Origin of the sequence: Gemmatimonas phototrophica, assembly GCF_000695095.2 — a bacterium.
GTDB lineage: Bacteria > Gemmatimonadota > Gemmatimonadetes > Gemmatimonadales > Gemmatimonadaceae > Gemmatimonas > Gemmatimonas phototrophica.
Genome location: NZ_CP011454.1, coordinates 748244 through 761279 on the forward strand (window position 1 = coordinate 748244; position 13036 = coordinate 761279).

General features: G+C 64.7%; 9 protein-coding genes. 8 read left to right on the plus strand and 1 reads right to left on the minus strand.

Translation table 11 applies throughout. The features are described 5' to 3' along the window. The first annotated feature begins 29 nt into the window (after positions 1-29). The 8 genes from ctaD (at position 30) to dacB (ending at position 8805) form a co-directional block, all read left to right on the plus strand. A complete protein-coding gene (ctaD, locus tag GEMMAAP_RS03235; protein ID WP_026849400.1) occupies positions 30-1913 on the plus strand; it encodes a cytochrome c oxidase subunit I in 1884 nt (627 codons plus the stop codon). Between the two features lies 1 nt (position 1914). Then, entirely contained in the window at positions 1915-2604 is a 690-nt protein-coding gene (locus GEMMAAP_RS03240) for a cytochrome c oxidase subunit 3 (protein ID WP_026849401.1), read from the plus strand. A gap of 7 nt (positions 2605-2611) precedes the next feature. Further along, positions 2612-2935, plus strand: a complete 324-nt coding sequence (locus GEMMAAP_RS03245) for a cytochrome C oxidase subunit IV family protein (RefSeq protein ID WP_053334009.1) — start codon at positions 2612-2614, stop codon at positions 2933-2935. 220 nt (positions 2936-3155) lie between these two features. Beyond that, positions 3156-4061: a cytochrome c oxidase assembly protein gene (locus tag GEMMAAP_RS03250; protein ID WP_053334010.1), complete on the plus strand. Its 906-nt coding sequence runs from the start codon at positions 3156-3158 to the stop codon at positions 4059-4061. Continuing rightward, the gene (locus tag GEMMAAP_RS03255) at positions 4058-4966 is read left to right on the plus strand and encodes an SRPBCC family protein (protein ID WP_145978973.1); all 909 of its coding nucleotides are present in this window, start codon (positions 4058-4060) and stop codon (positions 4964-4966) included. Before GEMMAAP_RS03250 ends, GEMMAAP_RS03255 begins: the two co-directional genes overlap by 4 nt. 401 nt (positions 4967-5367) lie before the next feature. After that, positions 5368-5943 (plus strand): hypothetical protein, encoded by a 576-nt coding sequence (locus GEMMAAP_RS03260; protein WP_026849403.1) that lies wholly within the window; start codon positions 5368-5370, stop codon positions 5941-5943. Continuing rightward, on the plus strand, positions 5940-7136 hold the full coding sequence (locus GEMMAAP_RS03265) for an acyltransferase family protein (protein ID WP_043580209.1): 1197 nt from the start codon (positions 5940-5942) through the stop codon (positions 7134-7136). Before GEMMAAP_RS03260 ends, GEMMAAP_RS03265 begins: the two co-directional genes overlap by 4 nt. 4 nt (positions 7137-7140) lie before the next feature. Continuing rightward, positions 7141-8805: a D-alanyl-D-alanine carboxypeptidase/D-alanyl-D-alanine endopeptidase gene (dacB, locus tag GEMMAAP_RS03270; RefSeq protein WP_082821016.1), complete on the plus strand. Its 1665-nt coding sequence runs from the start codon at positions 7141-7143 to the stop codon at positions 8803-8805. 347 nt (positions 8806-9152) lie between these two features. Here the strand turns inward: dacB and GEMMAAP_RS03275 are convergent, their stop codons facing one another. Then, entirely contained in the window at positions 9153-12908 is a 3756-nt protein-coding gene (locus GEMMAAP_RS03275) for a beta strand repeat-containing protein (RefSeq protein ID WP_158514708.1), read from the minus strand. Positions 12909-13036 lie beyond the last annotated feature (128 nt).

Sequence of the window (13036 nt, forward strand, 5' to 3'; positions counted from 1 at the left end):
CGACTCACGCTTACCTGACTCTCGACACGATGGCTACCATCGCTGCTGCGCCCCCATACACCCAGGCCAAGGCCGCACCCGTTGATACCGGGTTGTGGTCCTGGCTCACGACGGTGGACCACAAGCGCATCGGGGCGCTCTATCTCATTACGGGGTTGTTCTTCTTCGTCGTCGGTGGCCTCGAGGCCGCCGTCATTCGTGCACAGCTGGCGGTTCCGAACGGCACGCTCGTGTCGGCGGACATGTACAACCAGCTGTTCACGATGCACGGCACGACGATGATCTTCCTCGCCGTCATGCCGCTCTCCGCGGCCTTCTTCAACTTCCTCATCCCCCTGCAGGTCGGGGCTCGTGACGTCGCCTTTCCACGACTGAACGCGTTCTCCTACTGGATCTACCTGCTGGGCGGCATCTTCATCACGGTGCCGATCTTCTTCTCGGTGGCACCGGACGGCGGCTGGTTTGGCTACGCGCCGCTCAGCACCAAGGCGTACTCGCCGCAGATCAACATGGATTTCTGGGTCATCGGCCTGCAGATCCTGGGTATCTCGTCGCTGGCCGCCGGCTTCAACTTCATCACCACGATCATCAACATGCGGGCGCCCGGCATGTCGCTCATGCGCATGCCGATCTTCACGTGGATGTCGTTCGTGGTGCAGTTCCTGGTGGTGCTGGCCTTCCCCGTCATCACCATCGCGCTCGTGTTCCTGCAGTTCGACCGCTTCTTCGGTACGAACTTCTACACGGTCGCCAAGGGCGCCGACCCGTTGCTCTGGCAGCACCTGTTCTGGGTGTTCGGCCACCCCGAGGTGTACATCCTCATTCTGCCGGCCTTCGGTCTCGTCTCCGAAGTGCTGCCCACGTTCTCGCGCAAGCCGCTCTTCGGTTACCCGGTCATGGTGTACTCGGGTATCCTCATCGGCTTCCTCGGCTTCGGCGTCTGGGCGCACCATATGTTCTCGGTGGGCATGGGGCCCATTGCCGACTCGGTCTTCTCGCTCGCGACGATGCTCATCGCGATCCCGACCGGCGTGAAGATCTTCAACTGGATGGCCACCATGTGGGGCGGTCAGATCCGCTTCACCGTCGCCATGAAGTTCGCCGTCGCGCTCGTCGCGCTGTTCACGGTGGGTGGTATCTCGGGCGTCATGCACTCCTCGCCCCCGGCCGACCTGCAGCAGACCGACACCTACTTCATCGTCGCGCACTTCCACTACGTGCTCTACGGCGGTTCGGTGTTCGGCATCTTCGCCGGCACGTACTACTACTTCCCGAAGATCACGGGCCGCTTCCTTTCGGAGAAGCTCGGCAACTGGCACTTCTGGATCTCGCTCATCGGCATGAACCTCACGTTCTTCCCGATGCACTTCAGCGGGCTCCTCGGCATGCCGCGCCGCTACTACCAGTACGACGCGGGGCAGGGCTTCGAGATCTTCAACCTGATGTCCACCGTCGGCACGCTGATCCTCATGATCGGTACGCTCTTCGGGCTCATCAACATCTGGAAGAGCTGGAAGGGTGGTGAGATGGCGTCGAGCAACCCCTGGGGTGCCGCCACCATCGAATGGTCCATTCCGTCGCCGCCGCCCGACTACAACTTTGCGGAGCTGCCGCAGATCAAGTCGCGCTATCCCATGTGGAATACGAAGGAAGGCGCGGAGCTGGTGCACGAAACCACGTACGAAGAGGAGAAGGGGCGTCACATCCCCACGTCGCAGGAGTTGGGCATCACCATGCCGAATCCTTCGATCTGGCCCCTGATCACTGCGGCCGGCATCATCACGATGTTCTGCGGCCTGCTCTTCCTGGAAAAGAGCACGACCACTGGCGTTGCGATCATGCTGATCGGCACGCTCTGGTGGGTGGGCTCACTCTACAAGTGGCTGCTGACGCCGCTCGAGGACCATCACTGAGATGAGTGCCACTACTGTTTCCGCTTCCCACGGGGATGGCCACGCGCACGCGGGCGGCCATCACACCTCGCTGGGGCTCGACAACCGCAAGATCGCCATCTGGGCCTTCATTGGCTCAGAATGCATGCTCTTCGCCTCGCTGATCTCCACGTACCTCATCTACAAGGGACGCAGCCCGCAGGGGCCCTTCCCGCATGAGCCGTGGACCAATCCGGCGACCGGCGAAGTCATGAAGCCGATCCTCGACATCCCGGTCACCTCGGCGTCCACCTTCGTGCTGCTGATGTCGTCGGTGGCCATGGTAATGGCGCTGAACGCCGTGCAGACGAAGCACGAGCCCAAGGTCTCCACGTGGGACAAGATCAAGGGCTCGTCCAAGCTGTGGCTGTGGATGACTGCCGGCCTCGGCACGGTGTTCCTTGGCTTCCAGGCGTACGAGTTCACGTCGTTCATCAACGAAGGGCTGACCATCCGCACGAACCTGTTCGGGTCCAGCTTCTTCACGCTCACCGGCTTCCACGGCGCGCACGTGACGGTGGGTGTGCTGTGGCTCTTCACGCTGCTGGCCATTGACTACAAGCGCGGGTTGCAGCCCAAGGATGCCCTGCTGGTGGACATCGCGGCGCTGTACTGGCACTTCGTTGACGTGGTCTGGATCGTGATTTTCCCGCTCATTTACCTGATCAAGTGAGGCGCTGATGTCCGGACATTCCGAAGCTCACGCGCACCCCTCGGTCGGCACGTACGGCAAGATCGCCCTGATCCTCACGATCATCACGGTCTTTGAGGTCTCGGCGTACTACATCCCGGCGTGGGAATCGAGCGCGATCTACGTGCCCAGCATGTTGAGCATGTCGGCGGTGAAGTTCTTCCTGGTTGTCGCCTACTACATGCACCTCAAATACGATCACAAGCTGTTCCGGGCGCTGTTCACCGGACCGTTTCTGGTCGCCGGCCTCACGCTGATCGGCTTGCTGTTCCTGTTCAGCAAGCTGGTCATCCGGTTGGGGCTGCTGAGCTAAACAGCTCGTCGAACGTTTGACCCGGAACCCGAACGCGCGATTCAGAACTGATCAGTTCTGGGTCATGAGTTCGGGTTTTGAGTTTTGGGTTGGACTGCGGTTCAACCGTCGACCCGAAACTCGAACCCAGAACCCAGAACCCAAAACTGATCAGTTCCGGGTTGTGAGTTCGGGTGTTGAGTTTTGAGTTGCTCATCCGTTGCCTGATTAGATTTCGCCTATGTATCTGCTTCATCCTGTCGCCCGCCTGTCGCTTACGGAGTTCTCGGTCCACCCGAGCACAACGATTGGCATTGCCCTCTTTGCCGCGGCGTATATCTGGCGCGCGAAACAGGGGCCCAGTGCGGCGGACCGGTTCCCCGTTGGTGTGACCGCCGACAGCGCGGACGCCAATCAGCTGGACGCTGCGGCGGCGCCAGCGGGGCCAACGCCCATGCAACGGCTTGCCTACTTCTCGTCGCTGGTGCTGCTGTTCTTTACGCTGAACGGGCCGCTGCACGACCTGAGCGATTTCTATCTGTTCAGCGGGCACATGGTGCAGCACCTCATTCTCACGCTGGTCGTGCCGCCGCTCATGATTGCCGGTACGCCGGGATGGATGCTGCGTCCCATGTTGCGCCGCGCCGCGCTGTTCCCGGTGGCGCGCAAGCTCACCAGCACGGCGTCGAGTTTCGTGATCTTCAACGTGGTGCTGGCCTTGTGGCATTTGCCGCCCATGTACAATCTCGCGCTGGCCAACCACGGCGTGCACATCCTGCAGCACCTCATGTTCATCGCGGCGTCGGTGCTCATGTGGTGGCCGCTCATGTCGCCGCTGCCGGAATTGCCGCGGGCCGCCTATCCGGCGCAGATGCTGTACTGCTTCCTCATGGTCATCCCCATGTCGATCATTTCGATCTACATCGCCATGGCGGATTCCCTCTTGTATCCCGCGTATGCGGTGGCGCCGCGTATTCTGGGCATCACGCCATTGCAGGATCAGCAGTACGGTGGGCTGATCATGTGGATCCCGGGCGGCGTGTTCTTCTATGCGGTCATGACCGTGGTGTTCTTCAAGTGGTCGGCCCGCGGGGAAGATTCCGAAGAAAGTGCGCAGGTGGGGTGGGTGCCGCGGACGCAGCCATGAAGCGTCCGGTGAAGGGCAAGACCAGTGGTCGTGGGGGCAAGCCGCTCCGTCGCGGCGCCAAAGCCAACGCCGCTCAGGACGCGGCCGAGGAACCGCGCGAGGTACGGGCCGGCACGCAGGCGGGCTACCACGCTCCCACCCGCGCGGCCCATCGCAAAGGTCTCTCCAAAAAGCTGGTCGAGAAGGAGCGCGAAGAAGCCCCCGCGCGCGAGCAGCGGGAGCGGGAACAGCGCGAGTACGAACGTCGGCAACGCGAGATGCGCGAGCAGGAGCGGCGCGACCAGGAACTGCGGGACCAGCCGAAGCGGGAGCCTGCACCGCGCGCGCGCGGGGCGAGCATCGCACCGCGTGGGTCATCCACTCAAGGCGCCCGGCGGAATGGCCCCCTGAGCACGTCTGCGGCCGGCAAGGGGGCGCCACACACCAAGGCGCCGCACGCCAGGACGCCAGACGCCAGGACGCCAGACGCCAGGACGCCGCACACCAAGACGCCAAACGCCAAGACGCCGCGCCCGAAAGCACCGAGTGCGGCGCCGGTGGTTCGCCCGCCAGTGCCTGCCGACGTGCCCAGCGCGCCTGACAGCGGACTCACGGTGCGCGTCTCGCGCATTCTCAACGTGCCCGCCAGCGCCGTGTTTCGCGCGGTCAACGATCCCGACAAACGTAGGTGGGCGCCCACGCAGCTCTTTCGCATCGTGAGCGTCCTCGCGCCGCGATTCATTCGACTGGCCTTCCCCGACGGCACCCTCGTGGCCATGTCCGTCGCCCGGCAAGGGAACGCCCGCTGCACGGTGAGCCTCGAACTCACCAAACTGCCCGTTGGCACCGACGAGCGCATGGTGAAGGCCACGTGGGACGAAGCCCTGTCGGGACTCCAGGAACAGCTGGACGCCAGCTGGGACTGACCGCGGCACGGGTGACGGAGAGGTGAGATGTCTGATGGCGGATGTCAGATGTCTGAGGGTGAGCTGGAAACTGCGTTATGGGTTAGCGGGTTACCGAGTAACAGCGGAACTGCAGTTACGACCGCTGTTCCCCACGTGAGTGAGGGGCAGGTACGCGCCGATGCCAGCACTCGCACCTCTCACCTCGCTTTCATCGCGCCTCTCACCTTCGATATCCATCGCACCTCGCGATTCGCAACGCTCTCTCCTCTACGTCGCGACTCGCAACGCTCTCACCTCCACGTCGCGACTGGGCGGCCCCTATCTCGCGATCGTCGCCCCTCGACAAACTCCGTTGGTGTAGCGACACTCCGACAGATCGCTCCCGCGCCCATCGACCACGCCCTTCGCCCAATCGCCTCATGTCTCCGCGCCCCCGACTTGCCGCGTCGCTGACGCTGGCTGCGCCGCTTGCCCTGCTGCTCGCCGCCTGTGGTGACGGGTCCGGGGCCAAAGACTCATCCGTCAGTGGCAACAAGCAGGCCGCGGCGGTTCCCCAGTGCGCCAATGCCGATACCACGGCGCTCCGTCGTGCAGTGCTCGACTACATCACCACCGCCGATCCACTGCCGCAGCGGTTCCTAAGCGCCTTTGGGACCGATTCGGCGCTCCCGGAAGACGGCTTCAAGGCGCTGCAGGACAAGGGCCCCACGTACTTCTACAACGACAACCCCAAGAATCAGGCGCAGGTGCGCCAAAAGCTGGCCGATGCCGGGCCGTACACCTCCATGCTGGTGGTCTACAAGGGGCGTACCGAAAGCGATAACGGCAACACCGTCACCTTCTCGCTGGGTGGCCACTACATCGGCGGCGAGCACGAAGGAAAGGTCTCCCCGGTGCGACAGATCATGGTGCGCTGCGACAGCACCGGGGCCTGGCGGTTGCCGAAGCCGACCACCGCGCCGGCTGCTGCCAGCCCCGCGGACGCCAGCAAATGACAGGGTCCCTGAAGACGGAGCGACTCGTCTCGCTTGACGTCTTCCGTGGCATGACCGTCGCCGGGATGTTGCTGGTCAACAATCCCGGCACCTGGTCGGCGATCTATCCGCCGCTGCAGCACGCGCCGTGGCACGGCTGGACACCCACCGATCTCATCTTCCCGTTCTTCCTCTTCATCGTCGGCATCACCACGGAGCTGTCGCTGCGGGTGCGGCGGGCACGGGGCGACGATGACCAGGCCATCCTGCGACAGATTCTCCGTCGCGGGGCGCTCATTTTTCTCTTCGGCTTCCTGCTCTCCGGCTTTCCGTTTTTCACCTGGTCGTCGTCGCTCGACGGCGCGTCCTTCGGGGCCCGGGTGCTGGATCGCATTGAGCATTGGCGCGTCATGGGCGTGCTGCAGCGCATTGGATTGGCCTACATCGTGGGCGGGCTGCTCACCTGGCGCACGTCGGTCAAACAGCAGGTGGCCATCTTGGCGGCGTTGCTGCTGAGCTACTGGGCCCTCATGACGCTGGTGCCGGTGCCGGATACCGGCGTGCCGGGCCGCTTTGTGCTCGATAAACCGGACCAGCTGCTGAGTGCGTGGCTCGACCGCGTGGTGTTGGGCACCAACCATCTGTGGGTGGGGGGCAAAACGTGGGACCCCGAAGGGCTGCTCAGCACGCTCCCCGCGGTCGGGACCATGATCTGCGGGACCTTTGCTGGCAAATGGATTGGCGAGCAGCAGCGTCCGCTCGCGGAGCGTCTCGCCGGCCTCTTTGCCGTGGGCGCGCTGGCCATGATGCTCGGCGCCATCTGGCATTGGGTGTTCCCCATCAACAAGAACATCTGGACGAGCTCGTACGTGGTGTTCACGGCCGGGATCGGGGCCGTCTCGCTGGCTACCTGCATGTGGCTCATCGATGTGCAGCAGCTGCGACGCTGGACCCATCCGTTCGTCATTTATGGGACGAATCCGATGCTGGCCTTTCTGGGCTCCGGATTGATGGCCCGTTGCATCTCGTCCATTTGGACGTGGGAAACGCAAAACGGAACGCGGACCTCGGCTCAGGGGTTTGCCTTCACTACGATGTTTGCTTCTTGGCTTCCGCCGCGGGAAGCGTCGTTTGCTTACGCCGTCAGCTTCGTGGCCCTCTGGTATCTGATCCTGTGGGCGGCATGGAAGCGCGGATTCGTACTCAAGGTCTGACGTCATGAACCGTTGCATTTGCTGGTGTGCACGTTCGTCGCTCGTTTCGGTGTGCACACTGGCCCTGTCCGCTCTGGTGGTCACTCCGGTGGTTCCGCGTGCGGCGCTGGCCGCACCGGTTTTCGCGCCGGTGTCAGCCAACACGGTGGCTGCGGCCGGCGTGCAGCAGGTGCGCGAGCGTCAACCCAAGCGCACCACCACCAAGAAGACTCCCGCCCGCTCCAAGCGCACCACGTCTGCCCCCAAGCGTCGCGCGCCGGTCATTCCGGTCCTGCGCCACACCACCCCGCGGGGGGCCGAGGCTCTTACCGCGGATCTGGGCGTGCTGCTGGGCAGTCGCACCCGGAACGGCGACTGGGGCGCCATGGTGGTGAGCATTACGCGCGGCGACACGCTGTTTGCGCACGGCGCTGGCAGTCGGTTGGTCCCGGCCAGTACCATGAAGCTGTTTACCGCGGCCATTGCGCTGGAGAAGCTGGGGGCCGAACACACCTTCAGCACCGACGTCCTGCGCGACGGTGCGCTGGCTCCTGATGGCACCCTGACCGGGAACCTCGTGTTGCGCGGCGACGGCGATCCGTCGCTCTCGCCCCGCTTTGTGCGCGGCGGTCCAGGTGCGTCCATGGCGCTGCTGGCGCAATTTGTCGCTGGCGCCGGCATCCGCCGAGTGACCGGCGATGTGGTGGCCGACGCCAGCGGTTTTGAAAGCCGGCGCATTCCTGAGGGCTGGTTGACGCGCTACGCCGGGGCGGGATATGCCGCCCCCTTCTCCGCCCTCACGCTCAACGAGAACATCGTCATTGTCGGGGTCACACCGGGCAAGGCGGGGGGCGCCGGACAGGTGTTTCTGGAGCCCGCCACGGCGGGGCTGACCATCACCAACACCGTGCGTACGGTTGCGGGGGGGGGTACCCGCATCAGTGCCCGTCGCATTGGTGATGATCGCGTCGTGGTGTCGGGCACCATTGGCGCCCGGGCCGGCACGTCGCGCTATCAGCTCGTGGTCGGCGACCCGGTCACCTTCACCGCCGGCGCCTTCAAGACGGCGCTGGAGGCGCATGGCGTAAAGGTGGACGGGACGCTTCGCGTGGGGCGCACCCCCGACAACGCCGCCATGGTGACCAGTCTCCCGTCGCCACCGCTGGCCCGGCTGGTCAGTGTGATGAATCGCGAGAGCATCAACATCTTCGCGGAATTGCTCTTCCGGAACGCCGCGCGTGGGCTCGAGAAAACGAACATCGGGTCCGCCGAAATGGCATCGCAAACACTGCAGCAGTTTCTCACCCGTCAGGTGGGCGCATCGCCCGATGCGGTCAGTGTCACCGACGGCAGTGGACTCTCCGTACTCGATCGCGTCACGCCACGCGCGTTGGTCCAGTTGCTTGATCATGCGCACCAGGCCTCGTGGGGGAGCGCCTTTCACGCGTCGCTGCCCGTGGCGGGTGAATCGGAGCTGTTACGCAATCGCATGCGCGCCACGCCGGCCCAGGGGAACCTGCACGCCAAGACCGGCACGACGAACGATGTGATTGGCCTCTCGGGCTACGTCACGGCGGAGAACGGCGAGATTTTGGCCTTTGCCTTTCTGTACAACGGCAAGGACCGCTGGCACGCGCGCGAAACCATCGACGCGATGGGCCCAACCATGGCGGCCTTCTCGCGGGACTAAGGGGAGGCGTTGTTCGACCAGTTCCGGGCCGTCAACCCAAACATGGGGGTCAGTCGCGAGCGGGGTTGGAACGGCCTTACGAGGACTGCTCCGTGCGGGTGGAGAGAGCGTCTTGTCGAAGACTGGCCCCGGCATGAGTCGAGCGGCGTAGTGCAGCCGCACGGTTGTTCATTTTTTGAATGATTGAATGCCAGGAGGTGGAGAGTGGCTGTCGCTTCCACCGTCGCCGTCCTCGTTTGAACGCCGTGTCACAACACACGGACCAGTCCTCGTAAGGCAGTTGTGCGGTGCCGGCCCACACACCAGTGCCGGTTGCGGCACCGCCGCCCTGCTGCCGGCTCCCCGATTTACCGCCCGCGGCGATGCTTGCGGGCTTTACCCGTTGGCAGCGCACCGCGCACCAGTTTGGCGCCCGCACGTGGGTCGAGTTCCATACCACGCGCGGTCGTGAGGGCGCGATATCCCGCCACTCCAAAGCCGCCGGTGCTGGTGGCCGCCACGACCGTGCTGTTGTAGCCCACCGCGAAGCCGCCGCCGTTGCCCGCCGGGGCGCCCGTCACCGCCCACAGCAGGTCGGTGGAGCCGGAGGTCATGCTGCTCCAGCTGGTGCCGTTCCAGCGCAGAATCGTGCCCGTTTCACCGGTGGCGTACACATCGTTCTGATTGGCGCCCCAGACAGATGTGAGCACACTCGATACCGGCATGCTCATTGCGCTCCAGGTGGTGCCGTTATGACGATAGGCAATGCCACCAGTCCCGCTCGAGTTGGCACCGACGGACAGCACCGTGGCCGGGCCGGCCGACCAGATACCCGCCATCGTCCCGGCGGTCGGCGCGTTCATCGTGTTCCACGATGTGCCGTTGAAGCGCAGCGTGGTTCCGTTCTCGCCCGCCGCGTACACATCGTTGGCAGACGACCCGTACACCACCCACAGCGCGGAGCTGGACGTGGCCACGATGCTCCAGCTGGTGCCGTTGAAGCGCAGCACTTCGCCGCTCGAGGTGACCGCGTAGACACTGTTCGACGCCGATCCCCAGAGGCCGTACACACTGCCCGTGGAGGGGAACGACATGGCGGTCCAGCTGGAGCCATTCCAGCGCAGCATCGTGCCGTCATCACCACCGGCAAACGCTTCGGTGGTGCTCGTACCCCACACCGCGTTCAGTGTCGTGGTCGTGGGCGTGCTCTGCCGCGACCAGGTGCTGCCGTTCCAGCGATAGATGAAGCCAAACTCGCCCACCGCCCACGCATTGCTGGTGGCGGTGCTCCAGGCGTCAATCAGATCGGGGGCCAGATTCACCGTTTCCCAGGTGGTACCGGAGAGGCGCATTACACTGCCGCGCTGCCCGCTGGTCCACACATTGCCGCTGGCGTCAATCGACGTCCCAAAGAGGCGCGGCGCGTACGGCGTGGTCACCAGCTGCACGCTGTTGTTGTTGAGCGAGTACAGCCCGTTGTCGCTCGCGATGTAATAGCGATTGCTGTTGGCCGTGCTCCCCGACACACTGTACAGGTCTGCCGTGACATTGCCGCCGTTCACGGTGCTCCAGGACGTTCCGTTGAAGCGCAGCACGGTCCCGAAGGTGCCCACGGCTACCACGTCCGACCCGCTGATGCCGGTGACACCATACAGCGTTTCGCTGGTGCCCGAGGTCTGACGCGTCCACGTGCTGCCATTCCAGCGCAGCACTTCGCCCGACGTGCCTACTGCCACCGCGACACTCCCGGCGACCCACACGCTGTTGAGCGTCTGCGTGGAGCCCGTCGTGGTGCTGCTCCAGCTGCCGCCGTTCAGACGCAGCGCCACGCCGCCAGCACCCACCGCAAAGCCCGACGTGGGGCCATCCAGATGCACGCCGTTCAGCGTCTGCGTTACGCCGCTGCTCATGGCCGACCACGCAGTTCCGTCAAAGCGGGCGATGACGCCATTGGTCCCCACGGCCACGGCTGCGCTCACCCCTGTGGCGCTCACCGCGAGGAATTGCGTGCTGAAGGTGGTGCCGCGTGTGGCGAGGCTCCACACGCCACCCACCATACGGAACACATCTCCCTTGGAGTTCACCGCAAAGGCGGAATTGGCATCGATGCCATCAAACGACACCACATCTTCGTGCAGCGCGCCGCCAAGGCGTGAGGCTGTCCACGCCGTGGCCAGTTGCGTTGGCGTTGCGGAGACCGTAATGGCCGCCGTGGCCGTCTTGCTGGGGTCGGCCGTAGACGCCACGGTAATGGTGGCACTGCCGTTCGCCATGGCCGTTACGAGGCCGGTGAAATTCACGCTGGCCACCGAAGGATTGTCGCTGCGGTACGTCACGCCGGCCGACGCACCCCCCGTGACCTGCACGGTGGGCACGAGCTGCACGGTCTGGCTGCTCTGCAGCGAAATGGCGGCGGGGCTCACGCTGAGCGAGCGCACACCCGGGGCCGAGGATACCGTAATGGCCGAGGACGCGCGACGGGTGGTATCGGCTACCGACACCGCTGTAATCGTGGCCGATCCCAAAGCAATACCGGTAATCTGCCCGGCGCCCGAAACCGTAACCACGGCGGCGTCGCTGGTGCGCCAGGTCACGCTGGTGTTCACACCGGCGTCGGCCTGCACACTGGCCCCCAGGTAGGCCACTTCACCCGGCTCAATCGTGAGACTCGTGGGCGTCATTGTCACCGTGGGCGCGTTGCGCACCGTAATGAGTGACGTGGACTGCCGTGTGGTATCCGAGACGGACACCGCGGTAATCATGGTGGTCCCGGCGGCCACGCCGGTTACCAGCCCGGTGGCACTCACCGTGGCAACCGCCGGGTTCCCGGTGCGCCATGTGACTTCCTGCGACGCGCCCGGATCACCCGTGAGCGTGACACCGAGCTGCCGAGTGTCCCCGGCTGCGATGGATACCGCGGAGGGCTGAACCTCAACGTCGCGCACCAGCGGCACGATGTTGATGGTGGCCGTACCGCGTCGGGTGGTATCGGCGTTCAACACGGCCGTCACCGTCGCGGTGCCCTGCGAGACGGCAGTGACCAGTCCACTGGACGCCACCATGGCCACCGATGGGTTGGACGAACGCCACGAGACTGCGGACGGGAATCCTTCCTCGGCCTGCACCTGCGCGCTCAGTTGACGCGTCTGCCCAAGGCCCATCGTGGACGAGGAGGGCGACACCGTGACGAAGCGCGGAACGCGCACCTGCAGCACCACCGAGTCCTTCATGTTCGTGAAGGCGGTGGACTGCACACGAATGATGGCCGTACCAAGGCCAATGGCAATCACCCGGCCACTGCTCGTGACCGTGGCAACGGACGGCGCGCCGCTGCTCCACTCAATGGCGCGCGATTCGTTGCCATCAACGTCCACCACGGCGGTGAACTGACGATCTTCGCCCAGGAACAGCTCCTCGGGCACATTCGAAATGACGACACTGCGCGGACCGGTGACGGTCAGCGCCGTGGTCGCCGTGATGCGCGAATCGCCAATGGCGCTTACGCGAATGGTGGTGGTGCCCAGACTCACACCGGTCACGACGCCACTCGCCACATTGGCGATGGTGGGATCGGCACTTTCCCAGCGCAGCGCCGTGGCCGCACCCTGTTCGGCGTCGAGCGTGGGCGTCAGAATCATGCTGCCGCCAGCGCGCACCTGCGATGATGCGGGGAGCGTAATGCCGCGAATGATGCTGACCGTGACGGCGAGGTCCTGCGTGACCGCGCCCGACGTGGCGCGAATGGTCGTGCGTCCCGGCGCGCGGGCGGTAATCGTGGCCGTGTTTCCGGAGCCCGACACATCGGCCACCGTGATATCCGCACTGGACCAGCTCACCGTGGCTGACGACAGCAAATTGCCGCTGCCGTCTCTCACCAGTGCCGTGACATTCTCCGACGCGCCCACCGCGCCCAGTCCAACGGCGCTGGCTGACAGATCAATGCGACTGGCCACCGGCGTAACCGGCGGACCACCACCACCCGTGCCCGGGCCCGTGGCATCACCGCCGCCACCACAGGCCGTGAGCAGGGCGAATCCCAGCATGGTGATGACTCGCGGCAACACGCGAACCCCGACAGCGCGGGAGCACGGTGCAGCAACAACGCGCGAGCCCGAAAATTTCATGGTCGTGAACATAGGAGCGGCCTTTGGGAACCCACATGACTTCCGTCACAAAGACGAGTAAGTCATGGTCTCGGCACGCCCCGGCACGGGGAGCCTCACAACCGTCACACCACGGGCACAAACGTTAC

Excerpts from the sequence above, each read along its gene's own strand:
- ctaD (WP_026849400.1), top strand. The coding sequence starts at position 30 with ATGGCTACCATCGCTGCTGCGCCCCCATACACCCAGGCCAAGGCCGCA.
- GEMMAAP_RS03240 (WP_026849401.1), top strand. The coding sequence starts at position 1,915 with ATGAGTGCCACTACTGTTTCCGCTTCCCACGGGGATGGCCACGCGCAC.
- GEMMAAP_RS03245 (WP_053334009.1), top strand. The coding sequence starts at position 2,612 with ATGTCCGGACATTCCGAAGCTCACGCGCACCCCTCGGTCGGCACGTAC.
- GEMMAAP_RS03250 (WP_053334010.1), top strand. The coding sequence starts at position 3,156 with ATGTATCTGCTTCATCCTGTCGCCCGCCTGTCGCTTACGGAGTTCTCG.
- GEMMAAP_RS03255 (WP_145978973.1), top strand. The coding sequence starts at position 4,058 with ATGAAGCGTCCGGTGAAGGGCAAGACCAGTGGTCGTGGGGGCAAGCCG.
- GEMMAAP_RS03260 (WP_026849403.1), top strand. The coding sequence starts at position 5,368 with ATGTCTCCGCGCCCCCGACTTGCCGCGTCGCTGACGCTGGCTGCGCCG.
- GEMMAAP_RS03265 (WP_043580209.1), top strand. The coding sequence starts at position 5,940 with ATGACAGGGTCCCTGAAGACGGAGCGACTCGTCTCGCTTGACGTCTTC.
- dacB (WP_082821016.1), top strand. The coding sequence starts at position 7,141 with ATGAACCGTTGCATTTGCTGGTGTGCACGTTCGTCGCTCGTTTCGGTG.
- GEMMAAP_RS03275 (WP_158514708.1), bottom strand. The coding sequence starts at position 12,908 with ATGAAATTTTCGGGCTCGCGCGTTGTTGCTGCACCGTGCTCCCGCGCT.